General features: G+C 63.6%; 23 protein-coding genes. 7 read left to right on the forward strand and 16 right to left on the reverse strand.

Going from position 1 to position 24,236, the window contains the following annotated elements; translation table 11 throughout:
* Positions 1–23: 23 nt before the first annotated feature.
* Genes ACYQ6T_RS01080 through ACYQ6T_RS01090 form a run of 3 tightly spaced genes read right to left on the reverse strand, consistent with a single transcriptional unit; the run spans position 24 to position 3,699 of the window.
* Positions 24–1,595: a tetratricopeptide repeat protein gene (locus ACYQ6T_RS01080; RefSeq protein WP_459826601.1), complete on the reverse strand. Its 1,572-nt coding sequence runs from the start codon at positions 1,593–1,595 to the stop codon at positions 24–26.
* Positions 1,596–1,611: 16 nt separating this feature from the next.
* Entirely contained in the window at positions 1,612–3,402 is a 1,791-nt protein-coding gene (gene aspS, locus ACYQ6T_RS01085; RefSeq protein ID WP_459826603.1) for an aspartate--tRNA ligase, read from the reverse strand.
* 15 nt (positions 3,403–3,417) lie between these two features.
* Positions 3,418–3,699 (reverse strand): FmdB family zinc ribbon protein, encoded by a 282-nt coding sequence (locus ACYQ6T_RS01090; RefSeq protein WP_459826605.1) that lies wholly within the window; start codon positions 3,697–3,699, stop codon positions 3,418–3,420.
* A 155-nt stretch (positions 3,700–3,854) separates the two neighbouring features.
* Between ACYQ6T_RS01090 and modA the strand changes: the two genes are divergently transcribed.
* From modA to modC, 3 genes are read left to right on the forward strand one after another with little or no spacing between them, the layout of a single operon-like run.
* Positions 3,855–4,571, forward strand: coding sequence for a molybdate ABC transporter substrate-binding protein (gene modA / locus ACYQ6T_RS01095; RefSeq protein WP_459826837.1), 717 nt, complete (start codon positions 3,855–3,857; stop codon positions 4,569–4,571).
* 38 nt (positions 4,572–4,609) lie between these two features.
* Positions 4,610–5,290 (forward strand): molybdate ABC transporter permease subunit, encoded by a 681-nt coding sequence (modB, locus tag ACYQ6T_RS01100; RefSeq protein WP_459826607.1) that lies wholly within the window; start codon positions 4,610–4,612, stop codon positions 5,288–5,290.
* A gap of 1 nt (position 5,291) precedes the next feature.
* Positions 5,292–6,359, forward strand: a complete 1,068-nt coding sequence (gene modC / locus ACYQ6T_RS01105; RefSeq protein ID WP_459826609.1) for a molybdenum ABC transporter ATP-binding protein — start codon at positions 5,292–5,294, stop codon at positions 6,357–6,359.
* 7 nt (positions 6,360–6,366) lie between these two features.
* Here modC and ACYQ6T_RS01110 read toward each other — a convergent pair whose 3' ends face one another.
* The 5 genes from ACYQ6T_RS01110 to ACYQ6T_RS01130 are packed head-to-tail and all read right to left on the reverse strand — an operon-like array spanning position 6,367 to position 12,288.
* Positions 6,367–7,242, reverse strand: a complete 876-nt coding sequence (locus ACYQ6T_RS01110; protein WP_459826610.1) for a prepilin peptidase — start codon at positions 7,240–7,242, stop codon at positions 6,367–6,369.
* Complete coding sequence (locus ACYQ6T_RS01115) at positions 7,242–8,453, reverse strand: type II secretion system F family protein (protein ID WP_459826612.1); 1,212 nt, start codon at positions 8,451–8,453, stop codon at positions 7,242–7,244. The genes ACYQ6T_RS01110 and ACYQ6T_RS01115 overlap by 1 nt, the downstream gene beginning before the upstream one ends.
* Positions 8,454–8,462: 9 nt before the next feature.
* Positions 8,463–10,178: a type IV-A pilus assembly ATPase PilB gene (gene pilB, locus ACYQ6T_RS01120; RefSeq protein WP_459826614.1), complete on the reverse strand. Its 1,716-nt coding sequence runs from the start codon at positions 10,176–10,178 to the stop codon at positions 8,463–8,465.
* A complete protein-coding gene (locus ACYQ6T_RS01125; protein ID WP_459826616.1) occupies positions 10,175–11,464 on the reverse strand; it encodes an HlyC/CorC family transporter in 1,290 nt (429 codons plus the stop codon). The genes pilB and ACYQ6T_RS01125 overlap by 4 nt, the downstream gene beginning before the upstream one ends.
* Complete coding sequence (locus ACYQ6T_RS01130) at positions 11,461–12,288, reverse strand: cytochrome C assembly family protein (protein WP_459826618.1); 828 nt, start codon at positions 12,286–12,288, stop codon at positions 11,461–11,463. The genes ACYQ6T_RS01125 and ACYQ6T_RS01130 overlap by 4 nt, the downstream gene beginning before the upstream one ends.
* A 36-nt stretch (positions 12,289–12,324) precedes the next feature.
* On the opposite strand from ACYQ6T_RS01130, the gene ffh reads away from it, so the two are divergent.
* Genes ffh through ACYQ6T_RS01150 form a run of 4 tightly spaced genes read left to right on the forward strand, consistent with a single transcriptional unit; the run spans position 12,325 to position 15,920 of the window.
* Positions 12,325–13,680, forward strand: a complete 1,356-nt coding sequence (gene ffh / locus ACYQ6T_RS01135; protein WP_459826620.1) for a signal recognition particle protein — start codon at positions 12,325–12,327, stop codon at positions 13,678–13,680.
* 8 nt (positions 13,681–13,688) lie between these two features.
* A complete protein-coding gene (locus tag ACYQ6T_RS01140; RefSeq protein WP_459826622.1) occupies positions 13,689–14,495 on the forward strand; it encodes an EI24 domain-containing protein in 807 nt (268 codons plus the stop codon).
* Entirely contained in the window at positions 14,495–15,250 is a 756-nt protein-coding gene (locus ACYQ6T_RS01145) for a competence/damage-inducible protein A (protein WP_459826839.1), read from the forward strand. The genes ACYQ6T_RS01140 and ACYQ6T_RS01145 overlap by 1 nt, the downstream gene beginning before the upstream one ends.
* 52 nt (positions 15,251–15,302) lie before the next feature.
* Positions 15,303–15,920 (forward strand): DUF1415 domain-containing protein, encoded by a 618-nt coding sequence (locus ACYQ6T_RS01150; protein ID WP_459826624.1) that lies wholly within the window; start codon positions 15,303–15,305, stop codon positions 15,918–15,920.
* Here the strand turns inward: ACYQ6T_RS01150 and hemF are convergent.
* From hemF to ACYQ6T_RS01190, 8 genes are read right to left on the reverse strand one after another with little or no spacing between them, the layout of a single operon-like run.
* Positions 15,863–16,816, reverse strand: coding sequence for an oxygen-dependent coproporphyrinogen oxidase (gene hemF, locus ACYQ6T_RS01155; RefSeq protein ID WP_459826626.1), 954 nt, complete (start codon positions 16,814–16,816; stop codon positions 15,863–15,865). The genes ACYQ6T_RS01150 and hemF overlap by 58 nt on opposite strands.
* Positions 16,817–16,840: 24 nt before the next feature.
* Positions 16,841–18,139, reverse strand: coding sequence for a phosphoribosylamine--glycine ligase (gene purD / locus ACYQ6T_RS01160; protein WP_459826841.1), 1,299 nt, complete (start codon positions 18,137–18,139; stop codon positions 16,841–16,843).
* 47 nt (positions 18,140–18,186) lie between these two features.
* Positions 18,187–19,755, reverse strand: coding sequence for a bifunctional phosphoribosylaminoimidazolecarboxamide formyltransferase/IMP cyclohydrolase (gene purH / locus ACYQ6T_RS01165; protein WP_459826628.1), 1,569 nt, complete (start codon positions 19,753–19,755; stop codon positions 18,187–18,189).
* Positions 19,756–19,776: 21 nt separating this feature from the next.
* Entirely contained in the window at positions 19,777–20,040 is a 264-nt protein-coding gene (locus tag ACYQ6T_RS01170; protein ID WP_459826630.1) for a helix-turn-helix domain-containing protein, read from the reverse strand.
* Positions 20,037–21,026: a tRNA dihydrouridine synthase DusB gene (gene dusB, locus ACYQ6T_RS01175; protein WP_459826632.1), complete on the reverse strand. Its 990-nt coding sequence runs from the start codon at positions 21,024–21,026 to the stop codon at positions 20,037–20,039. Before dusB ends, ACYQ6T_RS01170 begins: the two co-directional genes overlap by 4 nt.
* Positions 21,027–21,064: 38 nt before the next feature.
* Entirely contained in the window at positions 21,065–22,402 is a 1,338-nt protein-coding gene (locus ACYQ6T_RS01180; protein WP_459826634.1) for an aminopeptidase P N-terminal domain-containing protein, read from the reverse strand.
* Positions 22,368–23,174 (reverse strand): nucleotidyltransferase family protein, encoded by an 807-nt coding sequence (locus tag ACYQ6T_RS01185; RefSeq protein ID WP_459826636.1) that lies wholly within the window; start codon positions 23,172–23,174, stop codon positions 22,368–22,370. Before ACYQ6T_RS01185 ends, ACYQ6T_RS01180 begins: the two co-directional genes overlap by 35 nt.
* An 8-nt stretch (positions 23,175–23,182) precedes the next feature.
* Positions 23,183–24,208, reverse strand: coding sequence for an aminoglycoside phosphotransferase family protein (locus tag ACYQ6T_RS01190; protein ID WP_459826638.1), 1,026 nt, complete (start codon positions 24,206–24,208; stop codon positions 23,183–23,185).
* Between the last annotated feature and the right edge of the window lie 28 nt (positions 24,209–24,236).

The raw sequence follows: 24,236 nt of genomic DNA on the forward strand, positions 1-24,236 counted from the left end.
GGGCGATTGTAGCAAGGTTACGGTTAGGCGTGATGGAGGAGTGTCTCGAGTTTGGCAAGTCCCGGGTGGCGCGGATCGAGCCTGCGCAGCGCCCGCGCAGCTCTTTTCGCTACCGCGATGGCCTCCTCTTTGGCGATTGCGCCGTGCTCTGCGGCGCGCAGGTAGGCGAGCGCGAGGTTGAAGTGGACGGCGCCACTTCCTGGTAGCGTTGCGGCCGCTTGCCGCATCGCGTCGATCGTCGCTACCCAATCGTTGCGCTGGGCAAACGCGACCCCTTCCAGAACAAGCGCCTTGGCTCGGTCAAGGAGCGCCGCCTCGATCTGCTCCAAGAGCTCTGCCTTGCCGCTGTTTTTGAGCTGTGCGGCCAACTGTTGGCGATAACGGTGGTCGCGGATATTCTCCCGTAACCGTTGCAGGAGCAGCAGCGCATCGCTCCTCTGTTGCGATTCCGACAGTCCCGCAAGCACCAGGCGGTTGAGCCACGCCGGAGGAGGATCGGGAATCTCCGCTTCGAGCGCGTGGTGCAGCGCCAAACGCAACGCGTCAGTCGCCTCCTCCGTGAGCCCCTGACGGTGGGCCAGGCGAAAGTCGGCAAAATGGAGGATCGCCTGGTCACTCCCGGTTTTCTTCCCTTTGGCGAGGGCTGCAAGTGTCTGTTTCGCCTCTTCCCATCGCCCCGTTTCGGCAAAAATTTCACAGAGGAGCAGCCGATCTTCTGGTTGACGTGCGGTGCGGTGGGTGAGGAGCTGTCTGGCGACGGTGAGCGCCGTTTCGTGCTCCCCGGTGGCGAGGAGTTCGGGGAGCGCGGTGTGGAGCCGCAAACGGTTGAGGGGCGCGCTGGTGACAATCTTGCGGTAGGCTTGAGCCATCTCGTCGCGGTTGGCGAGAAGCTCCGCGACCCGCGCGAGCGTCTCCCACGCGTCGAGGTAGTTGGGGTGGGCAGCGGTGACCTTGTCCAAAAGGGTTTTGGCCTCGGCAAGCTCCTCGAGCGCAATCAATACCCGCGCTTTGCCGTGAAGTGCCCAAGGTCGTGACCGTTCGGCAAGAAGCGTCTCGTAGTGGTCGAGCGCCGCTTGCCACTCCCCGGCGCGCTCAAGGATCTGCCCGGTGAGGCGTGCCGCCGCAAGGCGAAAGCGCGGGGCCTTTTCGGCGATCTTTTGGTTGATGCGACGAACCTCGGCCATCTCGGGCTCTGCCCAGTGGCGCCAGAGGGGGGCGAGCACCTGGTGGCGGGTGAGGATGGTGCGCAGCCGCTCTTCGAGTTGTGTGCTGCTCACCGGCTGCAGGAGCACGGCGTCGGGCCCAAGGTCGGCCGTACTCAGGATCACTTGCGTCTGCCGCTCCTGCGCGAGGACGATGAAAGGGGTCCCCGCGCGCTCATCGGGAGTGGTGCGAAGGGTCTCAAGGAGCTCCAGCGCCGAACCGTCTCGGGAGGCCAGCGCTGCGACGACAACCTGGGGTGGGCGCTCAGCAAGGAGCTGTGAGGCGGAGGTAACGGTTGCCGCGACGTCGACCTCCGTGCAGCCGCTCTCGCTGAGCGCCGCTTTGAGAAGCGCGCGCGTCGTGCCGTGCGGTTCGACCAGTAGCGCGCGCATCGACCTCTCTTGCCCTTTACGAGGCGTTTCCGCCCTTTTCCGCGACCCGCAAGCGGAGATGGAGCTCTTTGAGCTGCTTGTCGCTCACCGGCGACGGCGCGTGGGTGAGGAGACACTGCGCCCGCTGCGTCTTCGGGAAGGCGATCACGTCGCGGATCGATTCGGCACCACTCATCAGCGTGACGATGCGGTCAAGGCCAAAGGCGAGCCCACCGTGCGGCGGCGCACCGTATTTGAGGGCGTCGAGCAGGAAGCCAAACTTCTCTTGTGCCTCCTCGTCCGAGATCCCCAGCGCAGCAAAGACCTGCCGCTGGACCGCCTCGCGGTGGATCCGGATCGACCCGCCGCCGATCTCCCAACCATTCAACGCAAGGTCGTAGGCTTGGGCGCGAACGCGCCCCGGGTCGCTCGTGAGGTAAGGGAGATCTTCTTCGCGCGGGGAAGTAAAAGGGTGGTGGCACGCGACCCAACGTTTCTCCTCTTCGTCGTATTCGAACATCGGAAAATCGACGACCCAGACGGGCGCCCATGCGCTTCCAGTGAGAAACCCCTTGTCATGACCGAGCTTGACCCGCAACGCGCCCAGAGCGTCGAAGACCACTTTGGGCTTGTCGGCGCCAAAGAAGATGAGGTCGCCCGACTGTGCCCCGGTCCGCTCGAGGATGGTGCGCAGCGCCTGCTCGTGCAAGTTTTTGACGATCGGCGACTGCAGCCCCTCTTCGTTGAGCTTGCTGGCGTCATTGACTTTGATGTAGGCCAACCCCTTCGCGCCGTAGATCGCGACGAAGCGGGTATATTCGTCGATCTCCCCGCGCGTCAGCGCCGCACCACCCGGAACCCGCAGCGCCATCACTTTGCCGCCGCTGTTCGCGGGCTGGGCGAAGACTTTGAACGCGACGTCGCGCACCGCGTCGGTCACATCCGTCAGTTCGAGCGTCACACGGAGGTCGGGTTTGTCGGAACCGAAGCGCGCCATCGCCTCGTCGTAGGTGAGGCGCGGGAAGGGATTGGGCAGTTCGACACCCAAGGTCTCGGCGAAGATTCTTCGGATCATCTCCTCCATGAGGGTGATGATCTCCTCTTGGGTCAGGAACGAGGTTTCGATATCGACCTGGGTGAACTCCGGTTGCCGGTCGGCACGGAGATCCTCGTCGCGGAAACATTTGGTGATCTGGTAGTAGCGGTCGAAGCCGGCGATCATCAGGAGCTGCTTGAAGAGCTGAGGCGATTGCGGGAGCGCGTAGAAGTGGCCCGGATGGACCCGCGAGGGAACGAGATAGTCGCGCGCCCCTTCCGGTGTACTCTTCGTGAGCATCGGGGTTTCGATGTCGATGAATCCGTGGGCGTCGAGAAAGCGGCGAAACGCGCGCGCCACCTGGTAGCGCAGCATCAGGTTTTTCTGCATCACCGGGCGGCGCAGATCGAGGACGCGGTGGGTGAGCCGAACAGTCTCGGAGAGGTGTTCGTCTTCGATCTGGAAGGGAAGCGGGGCGCTGGTGTTGAGAATCGTGAGCGACTCAACGAAGAGTTCGATCTCCCCCGTGGTGATGTTGGGGTTCTCCGTCCCCGCAGGACGGCGACGGACCCGACCCGTGACGCTCAGGACATACTCATTGCGCACGCTCTCGGCAAGGCGAAACGCCTCGGGACGGTCGGGGTCAACGACGATCTGGACGATCCCCGAGCGGTCGGCAAGGTCGATGAAGATCACCCCGCCATGGTCGCGCCGACGGCGCGCCCACCCGCACAGGGTGACCGTTTGGTTGAGATGTTCGGCAGTAACCGTACCGCAGTAGTGGCTTCGCATCAGGTTTCCTCTGTTCTATTCGGTTGTCGCCGCGCACGCTTCGCACGCCCCCGCACCGCAGCCGCCTGTTTCTGATGAGGCGGAGGCGGCGCTCTTCTGGCTGTTTCCCTTCCCTTTGTAGTCGGTGACGTACCAGCCCTCCCCTTTGAAGGCAAAACCAGCCGCGGAGAGGAGCTTGACATAGGCGGCGCTGCCACACGCGGGGCAGGTGGCAATCGGTTCGTCGTTGACCTTTTGCAGATGTTCCTGTTCGTGACCACACGATGTGCAACGGTATTCGTAGATCGGCATGGTCATCCTCCGTCTGTAAACCACAAATGCATGATTATAATCGGCTCAAAGGGAAAGCGCTAGAATCGTGATCCAACGACATCGGTGCTGAAGGAGGTTGGGGGGTGCGAAGTCAGATCAGGACGGCTTGCTTTTTTCTGACCCTGGTCGTGCTCGTCTGGATGCAGACGGCGCACGCCGCAAAAATCACCATCGCCGCGGCGGCCGACCTCAAGTTCGCGATGGACGAGATCGTCGCCGCTTTCAAGAAAGAGCACCCCGCTGACGAGGTCGAGGTCATTTACGGTTCCTCAGGGAAATTTCATACCCAGATTAAAAACGGTGCCCCCTACGACCTCTACTTTTCGGCCGATATCCACTATCCGCGGGAGCTCGTTCAAGCGGGCCTCGCGGCCTCCGAGGTGAAACCCTACGCCTTTGGCCGGATCGTCCTCTGGAGCGCGAGCTTGGACACGAGCAAGATGACGCTTGAGAGCCTCACCGACCCCAAGATCACCCGCATCGCGATCGCGAACCCCAAACACGCCCCCTACGGCAAGCGCGCTGAGGAGGCGCTGCGCGCCTCAGGCTTGTGGGAAAAAATCGAACCGAAGCTCGTCTTTGGCGAAAACATCGCCCACACCGCGCAGTTTGTCCAGACGGGCAACGCCCAGGTTGGGATCATTGCGCTTTCGCTTGCCCTCAACCCCGAGCTCGCACAGCAAGGGGGCTACACCCTGATTCCCGACCACTTACACGAGCCGCTCGAGCAGGGGTTCATCATTACCCAGCGGGCTGCGGGGAATGAACTCGCGCAGCGCTTTGCCGACTACATGGGTAACCCCGCCGCACGAGCGATCATGGTTCGCTACGGTTTCGTCTTGCCCGGTGAGCGCTAAAGGGCGAAGTGCGGGCGCGGCAGATTGAGGGGATCGCAATGCTCACCGCAAGTGACTGGCAAGCGCTCTGGCTCACGGTACGGCTTGCCGCGCTCGTCACCGCGATTCTGCTCGTCGTCGGCACGCCGATTGCCTGGTGGCTTGCGCGCACGCGCTCGCGCTGGAAGGGGCCGATCAGCGCGGTGGTGGCGTTGCCGCTCGTGCTGCCACCGTCGGTGTTGGGCTTCTATCTGCTGCTTGCGATGGGGCCGAATGGCCCCGTCGGACGGCTCACCGAGTGGCTGGGGCTTGGGCTCCTCCCCTTCACCTTCGGGGGATTGGTCGTTGCGTCGGTCTTCTACTCGCTCCCCTTCATGGTCCAGCCGCTGCAGAGCGCTTTCGAGGCCTTGGGCGAGCGACCGCTCGAGGTCGCGGCGACACTGCGCGCCTCGCCTTTGGACGCTTTTCTGACGGTGGCCGTGCCGCTTGCGGCGCCCGGTTTTTTTACTGCGATGGTGCTCACCTTTGCCCACACGATCGGCGAATTTGGCGTCGTGTTGATGGTGGGGGGAAATATCCCGGGGGTGACGCGGGTGGTATCCGTGCAGATCTACGACCACGTCGAGGCGCTCGAGTATGCGGAGGCGCATCGCCTCGCGGCAGTGATGCTCCTCTTCTCGTTTTTGGTGCTTCTCCCCCTCTACGGCACGCGGCGTTCGGGCGTTTCCACGGGGAAATGAGATGGCGGCGATCGAAGCGCGCTTTCGCGTCGACTGGCCCGGTTTTACGCTCGACGTCGATCTCGAATTGCCTGCGCGCGGGGTGACCGCCCTTTTTGGCCACTCGGGGTCGGGGAAGACGACGCTGCTGCGCTGCATCGCGGGGCTCGAGCGGGCGCCAGTGGGGCGCCTCGTCGTCGCGGGTGAGGTGTGGCAGGATGAGGATCGCTGGGTGCCGACTCACCGCCGGCCGATCGGCTATGTCTTTCAGGAGGCGAGTCTTTTTCCCCACCTCACGGTGCTCGGCAATTTGCGCTACGGGATGAAGCGCGCTAGGGTGTGGCAGGGGGTCGCGCCGCTCGAGCCGGTGATCGAGCTCCTCGGGATTGGCCATCTCCTCGACCGGCGCCCGGAGCGGCTTTCGGGCGGTGAGCGGCAGCGGGTGGCGATCGCGCGGGCGTTGGCGCTCCAGCCGCGGCTTCTCTTGATGGACGAGCCGCTCTCGGCGCTCGATGTGGCGCGCAAGCTCGAGATCTTGCCCTACCTTGAGAAGCTGCGCGACGAGTTCGCAATCCCGATGCTCTACGTCACCCACGCGCCGAACGAGGTCGCACGCCTCGCCGACCACGTGGTGGTGCTCGAGGGAGGGCGGGTGCGGGCGCAGGGGCCGCTCACGGCGCTGCTGGCGCAACCCGACTCGCCGCTTCACGTCGGCGAAAAGGCGGGGGTGGTGCTTGAGGGGAGGGTCGCGGTGCGCGACGCGACGTGGCACCTTGCGCGCGTCGATTTCGCCGGGGGGAGCCTCTGGGTGCGTGACGCGGGGTTGCCGATTGGTCGCTCAGTGCGGGTGCGGGTGCTCGCAAGCGACGTGAGCCTTGCGCGCGACCCCGGGCAGAGCACGATTCAGAACCTGTTGTCCGCAGAGGTTGCAGCGATCGTCGAGGAGGGGCCCGGTTCGGTGCTGGTGCAGTTGCGCGTGGGGGAGGCGCAGCTTCTTGCGCTCGTGACCGCGCGGGCGCTCGCGACGCTGGCGATCGCCCCCGGAGAGCGCCTCTGGGCGCAGGTTAAGTCGGTCGCGCTTTTGGCTTAGGGGGCGGTTAGCCGAGGAGTTGAGCGAGAAGGTTTGGCGCAAACAGGGAGATCACCCCTGCAAACGCCAAAAAAGGGCCGAACGGGATCGGCTGCCCCTGGGCCAAGCGCCCGGTTGCCCGCGCGGTGATCCCGATGACGGCCCCCAAAGAGGCGCTCACGAGCAGCACCTGCGGCAGCATCGCCACGCCGAGCCAGGCGCCGAGTGCCGCAAGGAGCTTGAAGTCGCCGTACCCCATCCCCTCTTTACCGGTGACGATCTTGAAGAGCCAGTAGAGGCTCCAGAGGAGCAAATAACCGCAGAGCGCTCCGACCACGGCATGGGGAAGCGGTGCAAAACGGCCGTCCAAGTTGGCAAGCAGCCCCAGCCACAGCAGCGGCAAGGTGAGGTCGTCTGGCAGGAGCTGCGTCTCCCAGTCGATAAAGGCGAGTGCAATAAGCACCCAGAGGTAGGCGGCAGCCAAGAGCGCCGTCACCGTCACCCCCCAGCGTGCGACTGCAGCGGCGGTAACCATCGCAGTGAGGAGCTCGACGATGAGGTAGCGGGGGGAGATGCTTGCGTGGCAGTGGTGGCATCGGCCGCGGAGCATCAGCCACGAGACGATTGGAATATTCTCCCACCACGCGAGCTTTGCACCACAGTGCGGACAGTGGGAGGCCGGGAAGGCGAGGTTGAAGCGGTTCTCTGCCTGCGCGGAATCGGTACTCGTGTCGATCTGCGCTGTCTCTTTCGCCATTCCGGCCGTTTCGCGGAGATACTCAGTCGCCTCGATACGCCAGCGCCGTTCTAACATTTTCGGCAGCCGAACAATCACGACGTTGAGGAAACTGCCGATGATCGCCCCAAGGAGCGCGGCGACAAGGAGCGTCGTTGTCTCGGCCATCATCCCACCACCTGCCCGAGTTTGAAGATCGGCAGATACATCGAGACGACAATCCCCCCGACGACCACCCCGAGGAAGGCCATGATGAGGGGTTCGAGGAGTTGCGAGAGCGACGCGACTGCTTCATCGACTTCGCGCTCGTAGTATTCGGCGATTTTGCTCAACATCGTGTCGAGCTGCCCCGACTCCTCCCCGATCGAGACCATCTGCGGCACCATCGCGGGGAAGACGCCCGAGTCGATCATTGCGACCGTGAGCGACACCCCTTGGGTGACCTGGGTACGGATTTGATCGGTGGCGTCGCGATAGACGGCGTTCCCGGCGGCGCTTCCAACCGAGACGAGCGCTTCGTTGAGGGGAACGCCGGCTGCGAACATCGTCGCGAGCGTTCTTGTCCACCGCGCGATCGCCGCTTTCTGGAGAATGATCCCGACAATGGGGAGCTTCAAGAGGAGTTTGTCGATTCGGTCACGAAAGGGTTGCGATTTGCGAAAGAATGCGACAAACGCAACGATTGCGGCCAATATCCCGCCAAAGATCGCCCACCACCACGCGACGAAGAATTCCGAGATCGCGATCACCAGGAGCGTTGGCGCCGGGAGGTCTGCGCCGAAGCTCGTGAAGATCTCTTTGAACTGCGGGATCACGAAGATCATCAGGATCGAGATCACGATAAAAGCGACGACGACGACCGCGGCGGGGTAGAAGAGCGCCGATTTGATCTTGCCCTTGATCGCGAGGATCTTCTCCTGGTAGGTGGCGATCCGGTCAAGCAGGTCGTCGAGAATCCCGGCCTGTTCCCCGGCGGCAACGAGCGCGACAAAGAGGCGGTCGAAATAGAGGGGGTGTTTGGCAAACGACTGCGCAAGGGGATTCCCTTGGGCGATATCGCTGCGAATCTCGTTCAGGAGGCGCGCGAGCGCCGGATTCGACGCGCCGCGAATCGCGATGTCAAAAGCTTGTAGCATCGATACGCCCGCCTTCATCATCGTCGCCAGTTGCCGGGTAAAGAGGGCGATCTCCTTCTCCGGGATACGGCCGCGGCGCATTTTGACCACTTGCAACTTGCGGACTCGCACCCCTTTTTGCCGCAGCGCCGCTTTCGCAGCGAGTTCGCTTACGGCGCGAATCTCACCGCGCGCCTTTTTGCCTGCCGCGTCGGTCCCTTCCCAGACGAAGACCTTCTCTTCTTGCGTCGCTGCTTTAGCCACTGTGCGCTCCTAGTCGTTGGTCACCGCGAGCACCTCCATGAGGGAGGTGACCCCCTGTTTTACTTTGAGCAACCCCGATTGGCGCAGATTCCGTACCCCTTCGCGCCGCGCTTGCCGTTCGAGTTCAAGGGCGTTGGCGTTGGTCATGATGAGCTCGCGCATCGCATCGGAGATCGGCATCACTTCGTAAATTCCTACGCGCCCTTTGTAACCGCTCCCGCGGCACCGCTCGCACCCTTGCGGGTTAGGGCCGTAGAGGGTCCAGCTGCCGTCGAGTTCGGCTTCGGTAAAACCGGCGGCCAACAGCGCCTCTTTCGGGATTTGCTGCGGAATCTTGCAGCTGCAGAGGCGGCGGGCAAGCCGCTGCGCGGTGATGAGATGGACCGACGAGGCGATGTTAAAGGGGGCGAGCCCCATCAGCCGCAGGCGGTCAAGGGTCGATGGGGCATCGTTGGTGTGCAGCGTCGACAACACCAGGTGGCCGGTCTGCGCCGCCTTTACCGCGATGTCGGCCGTTTCGAGGTCGCGGATTTCGCCCACCATGATGATGTCGGGGTCCTGGCGGAGAAACGCCCGCAGCGCCGCGGCGAAGGTGAGCCCGGTCTTTTCGTTGATGTTGACCTGGTTGATCCCGGGGAGGTTGATTTCGACCGGGTCTTCGGCGGTGGAGATATTGACCTCGGGTTGGTTGAGAATGTTGAGGCAGGTGTAGAGCGAGACCGTCTTCCCCGAGCCGGTGGGACCGGTAACCAGCACCATCCCGTAGGGGCGGTGGATCGCTTCGAGCAGCGCCTCTTTCTGGTCGGGCTCATAGCCAAGCGAGTCGATCCCGAGCATCGCCGAAGAGGAGTCCAAGATTCGCATCACGATCTTCTCGCCCCAAAGCGTGGGGAGGGTCGAGACGCGAAAGTCGATCGCTTTCTGGCGGTTCAGGACGAGCTTGATCCGACCGTCTTGGGGAACGCGTCGCTCAGAGATGTCGAGCCGTGCCATGATCTTGACCCGCGCGGTGATCTTATCTTTGAGCGCGAGCGGCGGTCGCGCGACTTCGCGCAGCATCCCGTCCGCACGGTAGCGGATCCGGTAGAGTTTTTCGTAGGGCTCGAAATGGATATCCGACGCCCCTTCGTTGATTGCGTCAAAAAGGATCTTGTTGATGAAGCGAACGACTGGCGCGTCGTCGATCGCCTCGTCGGTTGCGCGCGCCGAAGCTCCTGCCTCGTCGGTTTGCACTTCTGCGGAGAGGTCGAGCGCCTCATCGGTGAGTGAAGCGAGGGCGTCACTTGCCGACTGATAAATTTCGTTGAGCAGGCGCGCGAGCGCCCGTGCAGGCGCCACGACGGGCTCAATCGTCTGCCCGCTCTGGAAGCGCAGCGTGTCCAGTAGCGTCACATGCGACGGGTCGGCAAGGGCAATGAGTATTTTCCCTTTGCGTTTGGAGAGTGGGAGCACGCCATGTTTTGCGGCGAGGTCACGATCGAGAAGATCTTTGGGGATCTTGTCGCGGTCGAGTGCCTCGATGTCGAGGATCGGAACGCCAAACCGTTCGCCGGCGAAACGAGCGACACGTTTTTCCGAAAGCCCCGCAACGGCAATGAGCGCGAGCAGCACGCCAAAGGGCCCCTCCTCAGGGGAGGCCACTGCCTGCTCCACCTGCGCTTCGCTCACCCACTGCTCTTGCACCAGTGCGCGAATGAGGCCAGTGATCTGTTCTTTGGTGGTCATCTCTCCTCCCTGGTGTCGAGACGGCGAAGCCGCGCCACCCGGATAGTCCGCTCGTCGGTTTGAACCACTTCGACCACGACGTCGTTGAAGCGAACCGCCGTCTCCCCGTCGGGGAGCGACTGCAGGGTCGCTAAGAGGAGCCCGTTCAGCGTCCGGCCGCGATCCTCGGGAAGTTGGATGCCAAGCGCCCGGTTGATCTCGCGAATCAGGCTCTCACCCGGTAACGTGACCGTGCCCGACTCATCCCAGTCGAAGGCGTGGGCCCCGGTGAGTGAGGTGGTGAACTGCCCGACGATCTCCTCAATGATGTCCTCAATCGTCAAGAGCCCCTGCAGCTCCCCGTACTCATCGACGACGAGCGCCAACCGCTCGCGCCGCTTTTGAAATTCCGAGAGCTGTTTGAGCACCGGGGTGTGGGCGGGGATGAAATAGGGGGGGGTCGCTGATTGGTGGAGGAGCGTTGTGGAGAAAGATTCGCCCGTGAGCAGCGCCCCTACGACTCGACGGATGTGAACGACGCCAAGGATCTCATCCTGCCGACTGTCGATGAGCGGCAAGCGGCTGTGGTAGGCAGTGGCCAACTGTTCGCGCAGGGTCTCTTCGCTTTCGGCGAGGTCGAGCGCCTCGATCACCCGCCGCGGGCGCATCACGTCGGCAACCGTCAAGTGTTCGATATCGAGAAGATTGAGGAGCAGCTCGCGGTGGTTCTGGAAGCGCCAGAGCGAAATTTGCCCCAAAAGCGCCCGGACCTCCTCGGGCGAAAAGCCCTGATGGGTTTGTTTGCTCTCAAGGCGCAGAAGTTTTAGTATCCCCTTGACGAAGAGGTTGACAAAATCGACCACAGGGCCGGTGACGCGAATGAGGAGGGTGAGTGGCCAAGCGTACCAGTGGACGAGGGTATCGGCGTAGCGGGCGCCCACCACTTTCGGCGTAATCTCGGAAAAGACGAGGATCACAAAAGTGAGGAGAAAACTCCCCACCGCTAGCGCACTTTCGTGTTCGCCAAAAAGCGCGAGGGTAATGACCGACGCCAGCGTCGCTGCCCCCACGTTGATCACGTTATTGAGGAGCAGAATCATGCCGAGGAGCCGATCGGTATCGGCAAGAAGCGTGAGCGCGAGACGCGCGCTTTTTTTGCCCTTATCGGCAAGCGTCTGGAGACGAAAGCGGTTCGTCGCCATCATCACCGTTTCGCTCATCGAAGCCACCCCCGACCCGATGAGGAGCGCCACGAGCGCGACGAAGTGCCACAGCGTGATCGATACTCCAGGAGCTGTTTCGTTCATGGAACGTGTGCAGTCAGGAGAAAATCGCGAACGAAGTGAAACCCGACGTAGGCCAGTGCGAGGAGTACGATTCCTCCCCACAGCCAGCGTAGCGCCGTTTGTCCTCGCCAACCGAAGCGCCAACGGCCCAAAAGAAGGAGGGTAAAGACCACCCAGGCCGAAAGCGAGAAGACCGTTTTGTGGTCCCATCGCCAGGGAACCCCAAAGAGCGGTTCAGAAAAGAAACCGGTGAGGTTGGTGAGGGTCAGCGCAATGAAGCCAGCTGCGATCAGGCGAAAGAGTTGCGCCTCCATCATCATCAGAGGGGGGAGCCGCTCGAGCCAGCGGAAGAAGCGGTGGTGGTGCAGCGCCTGCTGCGCAACCGTCATCAGGAAGGCGTGGATCGCAACCACGGAAAAGAGCGCGTAACTGACGAGCGCAACCAAGAGGTGGGCAACGAGCGCTGGTTTTCCGGCAGCCACCACAGGGGCAAAAGAGAGTGGCGTTGCCGCAGCGGCGAGGCAGACGAGGGCCGCAGCAGGGGCATGGATGAGGGTGGTCCAGTGGCCCTCTGCATGGCGCAGATCCCACGCCAGAATCACTCCCGCCAACCACAGAGTCAGCGACAAGACCGGCGCGACGCCCAGCCGAATGCCCCCCTCCAGATGGCCGAAAAGGAGCATTGCCACCCCAGCTCCGTGAAGCGCAAGCGCGATCACATAGCCCAAACGGTGCCAGGGAGGAGGGCACTGGGATTGATCGGATCTGCGGCAATGGCGCCACCCCCCGACTGCAACGAGGGTGTAGCTCAGCGCCGCGGCCAAATGCAGTAGAATCGGCTCCATGAGACGAAAGTGTAACCGATTCGAGGGCAATTGACGATGCTGGAGCAGCTTACCCAACGATTGAGTCGCGTGGTCAAAACGCTCCGCGGCCAGGCGCGGCTCACGGAAGAGAACATCCAGGAGGCCCTCCGGGAAGTGCGGATGGCGTTGCTCGAAGCCGACGTCGCTTTGCCCGTCGTCAAGGCATTCATCGAGCGGGTGCGTAGCAAAGCGGTCGGGCAAGAGGTGATCGGGTCGCTGACCCCAGGCCAGGCGCTCATTGGTGTCGTCTATGACGAGCTGAAGGCGCTGATGGGGGGAGAAGAGGCGCCGCTCCTGTTGAACGCCCGTCCACCCGTAGTGATCCTGATGGCCGGGTTGCAAGGGGCGGGGAAGACGACGACGGTGGGGAAACTCGGTAAGTGGCTCAAAGAGACGAAGCGCAAGAAGGTCCTCACCGTCTCGACCGACGTCTACCGTCCCGCGGCGATCGAGCAGCTCGCAACAGTCGCGAAGAACGCCGGGGTCGACTGGTTCCCTTCGACTGCGGACGAGGAACCGGTCGCGATTGCGCTCCGCGCGCTCGACGAAGCGAAACGGCGCGGCTACGACGTATTGCTCGTCGATACCGCCGGGCGGCTCGCGATCGACGAGGCGATGATGGCGGAGATTCGCCGCCTCCACGAGGCGCTGCAGCCGACAGAGACACTCTTTGTCGTCGACGCGATGTTGGGTCAGGATGCGGTCAATACGGCGAAGGCGTTTCACGAAGCGCTGCCGCTCACCGGCGTCGTGCTCACGAAACTCGACGGCGACGCTCGGGGTGGCGCTGCGCTCTCGGTGCGCTACGTCACAGGGGCACCGATCAAATTCGCCGGTGTCGGCGAGAAGCTCGACGGGCTTGAGCCCTTTTACCCCGAGCGGATGGCGAGCCGCATCCTCGGCATGGGCGACATCATCGGGCTGGTGGAAGCGGCGCGCAAAGAGGTCGATGAGGAGAAGGCAAAGCAGCTCGCGAAGAAGATCCAGTCGGGCAAAGGGTTCGATTTGAACGACTTTCGTGACCAGATCGTGCAGTTGCGCAAAATGGGGGGGATGAGTGCGCTCCTGGACAAAATGCCCGCACAGATTGCCCAGATGGCAGGGCAGCTCCCGGCAGGAGGCGATGACAAGATGATTCGGCGGATCCAGGGGATCATCGACAGCATGACACCAGAAGAGCGTGCCAAGCCCGAGATCATCAAGGCGAAGCGGAAACAGCGGATCGCAGCAGGCGCTGGGGTCACGGTTCAGGAGGTCAATCGCCTCCTCAAGCAGTTTGACCAGACCCAGCGGTTGATGAAGCAGCTCGGCAAAGGGGGGTTACAGCGGATGGTTCGCGGTTTGAGCGGCGTGTTGCCGCGGCTGCGGTAGTCGGGATTATGACGACGGTGCCGGATACCCGCTGGCCGCACGGTGTTGGCCCTTTTTTGTGGCTCACGCTGCGGCGCACTCTAGGGACGATTCTGCGCGGCGAAGTGATCGGTGCGCTTTTCTGGCCGGTGTTGGTCGCGAGCCTCCTCTGGTTGGTGGTCGGCGCACTCCTCTGGGAGCCGGTGACGACGATGATCGGAAGCTGGCTTGAGGAGGCAAACGGAGCAACCTCCTCTGGCGAGGCCCTTACTTGGTGGAGTGGTGCGCTCATCGTCGGGGTGAAGTTCGCGTTGTGGCTGGGTGTGATTCCGCTCATCTACGTGACGGCGCTGGTTTTGCTTGCGGTGTGGACGCTCCCCAACCTCATTCGCCGCATCGCCCAACGCGACTATCCGGCGCTCACTTTTCGCCATGGCGGATCGGCGATAGGGAGCCTCATCAATACCCTCACTGCGGCGTCGCTCTATCTCTTGGGGTTGTTGGGAACTCTTCTCTTGTGGTGGATTCCCGGGGCGCTCCTCCTTTTCCCCTTTTTGCTCACTGCATGGCTCAACCAGCGCACCTTTGTCTATGACTGTTTGAGTGAAGTGGCAGATGGGGACGAATTGCGCCGGGTGGCTGAGCGCTACCGGGGCTGGCTCTTTGTCGTCGGTCTGGTGGGGGCAGCGCTCCTGTGGCTCCCTGTGGTGAACCTCCTCTCCCCCGTGTTGATCGCCACCCTCTTTGCCCACGCGACCCTTGAGCTCCTGCAATGGGAACGGGGCGTTGTCACCCCTCATTCTCCATCCTCCTCGACCTGGGAGTTACTGCCATGATCGCGATCGGCGCCTACATTATCGGTGACGAAATCCTCTCCGGACGCCGCCAGGATAAGCACCTCACGGCGCTCATTGACATTCTCAAGCGACGCGGGTTGCGGCTCAGTTGGGCCCACTACCTCGGCGACGATCCGGTGCGCCTGACTGAGGCGTTCCGCCGCAGTTTCGCGACGAGCGACGTCGTCTTTAGCTTTGGCGGAATCGGGGCAACGCCTGACGACCACACCCGACAGTGTGCCGCAGCGGCGCTTGGCCGTCCGCTCAAACTCCATCCGGAGGCCGAAGCGTTGATCCGTGCTCGTTTGGGGGCCGACGCCACCCCGGCGCGGCTGGAGATGGGGGTCTTCCCTGAAGGGGCGCGGATCATTCCCAACCCCTACAACCAGATCCCAGGGTTTAGTGTCGACCACCACCACTTTGTCCCCGGTTTTCCCCGCATGGCATGGCCGATGGTCGAATGGGTGCTGGATACCTATTATGCGGACGTTTGTCAGCGGGAAGATTGGGTTGAGGAGAGTGTGATCGTCTGGGATGTGCGGGAAGGGGACCTGCTTGACTTGATGCAGGCCTTGACCGAAAAATACCCCGACGCGACACTCTTTTCGTTGCCGTCGTTACGCGAAGAGAGCAATGGGCGCTGGCGGCTCGAACTCGGTTTCAAGGGGCCACACGCGCAGGTTGCTGCGGCGATGGCGGAGCTCAAAGCAGAGCTCACCCAGCGAGGGGTCTCCTTCGACCCGGCGGGGTCGTGAGGTTCGCTAGGTGAGCGCAATGAGCGAGAATGAGCGCGTGCTTGCAGGGTGCATGGATCCTGATCGTGTCGTTGCCGAGATGCGGGCGTGGGTCGAACGGGCAGTGATCGGTTTGAACCTCTGCCCGTTTGCCCGATCGGCTTGGCTCAACAACCAGGTCCGCATTCGGGTGAGCGACGCGCGCCACTATGACCACTTTCTCGAGCACCTCGACGAAGAGCTGGCGCTCCTTGTGGCGACACCGCCGGAGACTTTGGAGACGACACTTCTGGTGCACCCCACGCTCTTCCCCGATTTCGCCACCTTCAACGATTTTCTCGATCTTGCCGAGCAGTGTCTGGAAGATCACGATCTCATCGGCGTTGTGCAAATCGCTGCTTTTCATCCCGATTTTTGTTTTGCCGAGGAACCGGAAGGGGATTGGAGCCACTACACCAACCGTGCCCCTTATCCGACGCTGCATCTGCTCCGCGAGGAGAGCATCGCGCGCGCTGTTGCCGACCATCCCAACCCCGACGCGATCTGGCAGCGAAACGTTGCCCTGATGCGTGAGCTGGGCCGCGAGGGACTCAAGAGACTGGGAATCTGGAAAGCTTTGGCGGACTCAAGCGATCACGAGGCGCTTCCGGACGCTTCCGCGAGCCAATCGCGCGGCGGCAACACCTCGTAGAGCCGCTCCTCAGGGGAACCGGGTTCGGGGTGCCACTCGTACCGCCAATGGACCACGGGGGGGAGTGACATCAAGATCGATTCGGTGCGCCCGCCGCTCTGCAGCCCAAAAATCGTGCCGCGGTCCCAGACCAGGTTGAATTCGACGTAGCGCCCCCGGCGGTAGCACTGAAAGTTCCGTTCCCGCTCGCCGTACGGGTGGTGGCGGCGCTTTTCGATGATCGGGAGGTAGGCCGCAAGGAAGTGCTCGCCTACGGCGAAGGTGAGTTGCTGAGCTGCAGCAAACGGGAGCGTACCGTCGGCACCGAGGTCGTCGAAGAAGAGCCCCCCAACCCCACGGGGTTCATTGCGGTGTTTGAGGAAAAAATAGCGGTCACACCACCCCTTCCACTCGCGGTAGAGCGTCTCATCGCCGCCCCCGGCAATGACCGCGTCGCGGCAGGTGCGGTGAAAGTGGACGATATCCTCGAGGAAGGGGTAGTAGGGGGTGAGGTCCATTCCGCCACCAAACCACCAGACATCGGGTGCTGCGCCGTTGCCCAAGGCGACAAAAAAGCGGATGTTCATGTGGACGGTGGGGCAGTAGGGGTTGCGCGGGTGGAGGACGAGCGAGACCCCCATCGCTTCAAAGGGCCGTCCAGCCAATTCTTGGCGGTGGGCGGTCGCGGAGGGGGGGAGCGCTGCGCCGCGGACGTGGGAGAAGTTGCACCCACCGCGTTCAAAAAAACGGCCATTTTCGATGAGGCGTGTGAGGCCATCCCCCTGAAGTGGGTCCCCTGCGGGGCGTGACCACGGATCGCAGAGGAACGGTTCGCCGTCAAAGGCTTCGAGCGCAGAGACGATTTCGCGCTGCAGCGCGAGAAACCGGTCACGCAAGGGGGTGGTGGAAAGCGACATGGCCTGTGCTCGAAATCCAGAAAGTCAGCTCGATTTGGCGAGCGCACGGAAACCGATATCGCGCCGCATCTGTTTGCCCGCGAAGTGGATCTGGTCGGCAACCGCATACGCGCGCTGCTGGGCGCTCGCCACCGAGTCGCCGAGTGCCGTAACGGCAAGGACGCGGCCGCCGGCCGTGACGATCGCGCCATCTTCCCGTTGCGCGGTGCCGGCGTGGAAGATCAACGGCCGATCGTCGGGATTCGCAAGCGGGGTGGGTTCGGCCGGCAGACCGTTGATCAGATCCCCCTTCTGTGGGGCGTTCGGGTAGCCTTGTGCGGCAAGGACGACAGCGAGCGCCACACGGCGGTCCCATGCGGCTTCCATTTGTGCAATCCGCCCGTCGAGTGCCGCTTCGACGAGGTCGACGAGGTCCGATTTCAAACGCGCCATGATCGGCTGCGTCTCGGGGTCCCCCATCCGGCAGTTGAATTCGACGACATAGGGGGCGCCGTTTTCGCTAATCATCAAACCGGCGTAGAGGAAACCGACGTAAGGGGTGCCCTCTTTCGCCATGCCAGCAAGCGTCGGGCGGATGATCTCCCGCATCACGCGGGCGTGGACGTCGGGCGTGACGACCGGTGCTGGACTGTAGGCCCCCATCCCGCCCGTGTTGGGGCCGCGGTCGCCATCCAACAGCCGCTTGTGGTCTTGGCTGGTCGCGAGCGCCAACGCCTCTTTCCCGTCGGCAATGACGATGAAACTCGCCTCTTCGCCCGAGAGAAATCCTTCGATGACCACGCGTCCTCCGGCTTCCCCCATCGCGCGGTCCAGGAGCATCGCGTCGATCGCGGCGTGCGCTTCGTCAAGGGTCGTCGCAACGACCACTCCTTTGCCTGCGGCTAGGCCGTCGGCTTTGATCACGATCGGCGCACCCTGCGCGTCGACATAGGCGTGTGCTTCAGCGGCGTCGGTAAAGACGGCGTAGGGGGCGGTGGGAATGCCGTGTCGCGCCATGAAGGACTTGGCGAAGGCTTTGCTCGCTTCAAGTTGCGCCGCGGCTTGCGTCGGCCCGAAGATGGGCAGTCCCTCGCGCTGGAAGGTGTCGACGATACCGGCGGCAAGCGGGGCTTCAGGACCGACAATGGTGAGGTCGACGTGGTGCTCTTTGGCTGCCGCGACCCACGAAGGGATGTCGTTCGCGGGAATGTTGCGGCACTTTTCCGTTGCCGCGGTTCCGGGATTGCCCGGCGCGACGAGCACCTTGGTGACGCGCGGCGACTGGGCGATTTTCCACGCCAGCGCATGCTCCCGACCGCCGCTTCCCACAACCATCACGGTCAAACCCAAGTGTTTCATCGCTTCCCCTTTGCTCGATCGTTTTTCGGCCATCAGTGGCGGAAATGGCGCATGCCGGTGAAGACCATCGCAAGACCATGCTCGTCTGCGGCCGCGATCACCTCATCGTCGCGCACCGACCCCCCGGGTTGGATGACTGCGGTCGCACCCGCTTCGGCAAGGACGTCGACCCCGTCGCGGAAGGGGAAGAAGGCATCGGACGCGACCACCGCTCCACGTACGGGCAACCCCGCGTTCTGGGCTTTGATCACCGCGATGCGCGACGAGTCGACCCGGCTCATTTGTCCTGCGCCAATGCCGACCGTCTGGCCGTTGCGGCCATAGACGATCGCATTCGATTTGACATATTTGGCGACACGCCAGACGAAGAGGAGGTCGCGCATCTCCTCGGGCGTAGGCGCGCGGCGGGTGACGACGCGAAGCTGCGCTTCGTCAAGGAGCATCGCGTCGCTCGATTGGACGAGTAACCCGCCGCCGATCCGTTTGAGGTCGCGTTGCGTAACCGTTGGACCCCAGGGGCAGCGCAACACGCGGACATTTTTCTTTTGCGCGAGCACGGCAAGCGCTTCAGGGGTGAAATCGGGGGCGATCAGGACTTCGAGAAACTGTTGCGTGACCCGTTCGGCAGCGGCCCCGTCAACCGGGGTGTTGAACGCGATGATCCCGCCAAAAGCCGAAGTCGGGTCGGTGGACCATGCGCGCTGGTAGGCCTCTTCCGCGGTGGCCCCGAGCGCGACGCCACAGGGGTTGGCGTGTTTGACGATCACGCACGCGGGGCCATCCTGCTTGGGGTGAAACTGTTTGACACACTCCCACGCGGCGTCGGCGTCGGCGAGGTTGTTGTAGGAGAGGGGCTTCCCTTGCAGCAGCTCCGCAAGCGCCAAGGAACCCGGGGGAGGATCGAGGTCGCGGTAGAACGCCGCGGTTTGGTGGGGGTTTTCGCCATAGCGTAGCGGCATCACCAGGTCGAAAGCGAGTGACAACGCCTGCGGCCATTCACTCTGAGTGAGCCGTTGGGTCAAGTATTCGCTCACCATCGCGTCGTAGCGGGCGGTGTGGGTGAATGCCTTGGCCGCGAGGCGAAAGCGCGTTCTGTAGGAGACGCTCCCTTGGGCGGTGAGTTCGTCGAGAATCGCCGAATAGTCGCTTGGGTCGACGATGACCGTCACCCCGCCCGATTCGTTGCCGTGGTTCTTCGCGGCGGCGCGGACCATCGCGGGGCCGCCGATGTCGATGTTTTCGATCGCGTCCGCGAGCGTCGCGTCGCTCCGGGCGATGGTCGCAGCAAACGGGTAGAGGTTCACCGCGACGATGTCGATCGGGGGGATGCCGTGGGCGCGCAGCGTCTCCATATGGGCCGGGTTGCTCCGATCAGCCAAGATTCCCGCATGAACGCGCGGATGGAGCGTTTTGACCCGGCCGTCGAGCATTTCGGGAAAGCCGGTATGTTCCGCGACGTCGATGACCGTCAGCCCCGCGGTGCGCAGCAGTTGCGCCGTGCCGCCGGTGGAGAGGAGACGAAAACCGATCGCCGCGAGGCCTTGGGCGAAGGGGATGAGGCCGGTTTTATCCGAGACGCTCAGAAGGGCGTAACGTTCCATTGTGGCGATTTCCTTGACGGGTCAAGCATTCGGGTAGAGGTCGTGTTCTTTGAGTTTGCGGCGAAGGGTGTTGCGGGTCACGCCCAGAAGTTCCGCGGCACGGGTGAGGTTGCCGTGGGTCCGGATGAGCACGTACTCAAAAAGCGTCCTTTCCACCCGCCGCATCACCAGATCGTGGAGGTCAGAGGGAGAGGCGCCGTCGAGGTCGGTAAAGTAGCGGTCGAGCGTGGCTCTCACGGCAGTCGAGAGCGCATCGCCCGAAGGGAAGCGGTCGGGCGCGGTCATGCAGCGGTCTCCTCGATATCGAGCGCGTCAGAGAAGAAGCGGTCGACCCATTCGCGTTGGGCGTCGGCGGTTTCGATGGTGTTCATCGTCCGTCGGAAGGCGGCCCCACCCGGAAGGCCTTTCGAGTACCAGCCGATGTGTTTGCGCGCGATTTTGACCCCAGTTGCTTCACCGTAAAAGTCATAGAGTTCTTCAAGGTGCGCAAGCAAAATGGTGCGGATCTCGGCGCGGGAGGGTGGGGGGAGCTTCTTGCCGGTGGCGAGAAAGTGCTCGATTTCGCGGAAGATCCACGGACGACCCTGCGCGGCGCGACCGATCATCACGCCGTCGGCGCCGGTGAAGTCGAGGACGAAGCGCGCTTTCTCTGGGGAGTCGATGTCGCCGTTCGCGATCACCGGAATCGAGACGAGGCTTTTGACCAGCGCGATCGTCTCATACTCCGCTTCACCCATATACTGGTCGGCACGGGTCCGCCCGTGAATCGCAAGGGCCCGAATCCCCACATCTTCGGCGATGCGGGCAAGTTCTGGGGCGTTGCGGTTCTGCCGGTTCCAGCCGGTGCGCATCTTCAGCGTCACCGGGGTCTCGGGGACCGCTTTCACCACCGCTTCGAGAATCGCTGCGGCCAGTTTCAGGTCTTGCATGAGGGCTGAGCCAGCGAAGACGTTACACACCTTTTTGGCCGGACACCCCATGTTGATGTCGATGATCTGCGCCCCTCGCTCGACGTTGTAGCGCGCCGCATCGGCCATCATCTTGGGGTCGGCGCCGGCGATCTGCACCACGATCGGTTCCACCTCCCCGTCGTGGTTGGCGCGCCGCTGGGTCTTCGCGCTCCCGTAGAGGAGGGAGTTGGAGGTCACCATCTCGGAAACCGCAAGCCCCGCGCCGAGTCGTTTACAGAGCTGGCGAAAAGGGCGGTCGGTGACGCCCGCCATCGGCGCCACGAAGAGGTTGTTGCGTAGGGTAAAGCCGAGGTAGTGCACAGCCGTGTCGTCTTTGTTCTTGGGGGATGAAGTATACCTCAGCTCCGCATGAGTGCTTCGATCTCGTCGATCGCAACCGGTACCCCGCGGGTGAGGAGTTCGCACCCGGTCGCGGTGACGAGCGCGTCGTCTTCGATGCGAATACCGATCCCCCAGAAGTCGCGCGGGATGTCGTCAGCCGGATCGATGTAGAGCCCCGGTTCGATTGTCGTGACCATCCCCGGCTGGAGCACCACCGGTTCGCCCGCGACCTGGTAGGGACCGACGTCGTGGACGTCGAGCCCCAACCAGTGGCCAGTGCGATGGGGGAAGAAGCGCTGGTGCCTTTTCTCGGCGACGATCGTCTCGGGATCCCCCGCGAGCAACCCGAGGCTCAACAGCCCCTCGACGATCACCCGCGTCGCCGCGTCATGCGCGGCAGAGAAGGGTGCCCCCGGACGGGTTGCGGCGATCGCCGCCTCTTGGGCGGCGCGGACCACCTCGTAGAGCGCGCGCTGCGGACCTGAAAAGCGGCCGTTCACTGGGAAGGTGCGGGTGATGTCACTCGCATAGCCGTGATATTCGCAACCGGCGTCGATCAGCACCAACGCGCCGTCGGGAATCACCGCGCGGTTGTCGACGTAGTGGAGGATACAGGCGTTTGCGCCGCCGGCGACGATCGTCGGGTAGGAGGGGCCTTCCGCGCCACGCGCGCGAAAGGTCGCGAGGATCACCCCTTCGAGCGCCGCTTCGCTCACCCCCGGACGGGCAGCCCGCATTGCAGCGCAGTGGACTTCAGCAGCGATCGCGGCGCTTATACGCATGCAAGCGACCTCATGGGGATCTTTGATCAGGCGATAGCGCGCGATCAAAGCGCGGGCGTCGAGCCAGGCGTAAGGGGGGGAGACCCCTTGGCGACTTTTGGCCGCGAGCGCCGTTTTCCACTGCCGCAAGAGCGAATCTACCGCGTCACATTCTAGAAGCGGCACCCAGAGGTTCGCCGCCCCCATGAGGAGCTCGGGGACTCGGGTCGCAAGTTCTGAGAGGGGGTAGGCAGCGTCCACGCCGAGTGCCTCTACCGCCTCCTCAGGCCCTAAGCGGCGGCCGTCCCACTTTTCCGCTTCCCGGTCGCGTGGGCGGCAAAAGAGGATCGCGCGGGGTTCGGCGTAGGTGCGCAACAAGAGCCACGCGTCGGGTTCGGTAAACCCGGTGAGGTAGTAGAAGTCGCTGTCGAAACGGAAGGGGTAGTGGGTGTCGCGGTTGCGCCGCTGCTCCTGCGCAGTAGGCAACAAAAGCGCGCCGCCCCCTTCGGCCTCCATCGCGGCGAGGATCAGTTGGCGGCGCGTGGCAAAGGGGGTGAGATCACTTTCGAGTCGGCTGGTCAAAGGGGTCATCATCGCGCTCGGGAGGGTGTCCAACAGGGGAGTCTGTCATCTTACCGCAACTCGGCGAAGCGGCTTTCCGACCGATGCGCCAGCGGGCGAGACGCTCTGGGGTGCCGATGTCCCACCACGGCTCCTCGGAGATCTCAAAGGCGATCCTCCCCGCATTGATCCGCGCGCGCAAGCGTGGCCCGAGCGGCGCGCGGGTCTGCGGCGGGAGGTCGGCAACGAGCGCGGCGCGGTAGAGGGCCACCCCGGCAAAGGTGTAGGGGATCCCGCGCGTCGTGTCAGCAGCCGGGAGCAACACCCCCTCTTCGGCGACGGTGAAGTCGCCATCCGGGTGGTCAGGGGGGTTGGGGACGAGGAGGAGGTAACCTTCGAGCGTCGGGTTTTCGGCAAGCAGCGCCTCTCCGCGACGAAGGAACGCCGCCAACGACCAGGTGTCGGCGAGGTCGACGTCGCCGTTGATCACGAGAAAAGGGTCGCTGGCAATCAGGGGAAGCGCGGTGCGGATCCCTCCCGCGGTCTCGAGTCCCGGCGGGTCTTCGCGGCTCATGCGGATCGTCACCCCCCACGGGGCGCCTGCCTCAACCAAGCGTTCGATCGCATCGCCGAGCCAGCAGGGGTTGAGCACCACAGAAGGGACCTCTGCGTCCCGCAGCCGATGGAGCCAGCGGGCAAGCAGCGGCACGCCGTCGGCGTCAGGGATGAGCGGTTTGGGAAGGGTATCGGTGAGCGGCCGCAACCGTTCTCCCCGGCCGGCGACCAGCACCATCGCACTCCTCATCGCGCCCCTCAGAAGGTGAGGGCCACCGCGACCTCTTCGGGGTGGAGCTGTTCGAAGAGGCGACGGAGGGGTTTCAACGCCGAATAGCGCAGCAGCGCCTTCCAGAGGTAACGACGCACGCGGGGGAGGTCGTTGAGGAAGCCGGTTTTGCCGTCGCGATAGGCGAGCCGGGCAAAGATCCCCAACACCTTGAGGTGGCGCTGCACCCCCATCCACTCGTAGTCGGCGTAAAAGTCGTCGAAGCGCTCGTGAATCGGGATCCCCAGTCGCCGCGCCTGCTGCCAGTAGCGCACGAGCAGATCGAGCGCGAATTCCTCCGGCCACTCGAGGTAGGCGTCGCGCAGCAGCGACACGGGGTCATAGGTGACCGGCCCCCAGACGGCATCTTGGAAGTCGAGCACGCCCAGCATCGCCCGCTCACGCAACGGATGGTTTTCCGGGAGCACCATCAGGTTGCGGCTGTGGTAGTCGCGATGAACCAAGAGCTGCGGTTGCCCACGGGCGCGACGGACGAGCGCGGTGAAGACCGCCTCAAGCGCCTCCGCGTCGCGCGGCGTGAGCGTGACCCCCAGGTGGCGGGCGAGGTACCACTCAGGAAAGAGGCGCAACTCAGCAAGGAGGCGCTCCTCATCGTAGTCGGGAACCCCCTCGGGTCGAGCGCTCGCTTGAAGTACGACGAGCACCGCCAGCGCCTCGGCGTAGGTCTCGTGGGCCGCTTCGGGGTTTTCCGTGAGGTGCGCTGCAACAGTCGTGCGCCCGAGGTCGCTCATCAGGACAAACCCCTGCTCCTCATCGACCGCTTCGACCGCGGGCACCGGCACGCCCGAGCGTTCGAGATGGCCCCGGAGACGAAGCCACGGGTGGATCGGCTCGCGCTCAGGCGGCGCATCCATGACGATCCGGCTGGTGCCGTCCGGGAGCGTCACCCGCCAGTAGCGGCGAAAACTCGCGTCTTCCGATGCCGGGGCGAGCGTCTCGGAAGCGATCCCCAGCGCGTGGAGCCAGGTCGTGAGGGCAATGCGGCGTTCGTCCATCGGGTGAGCAGACCTTCGTGTAGAATCG

It is taken from the genome of Hydrogenophilus islandicus (assembly GCF_054657095.1).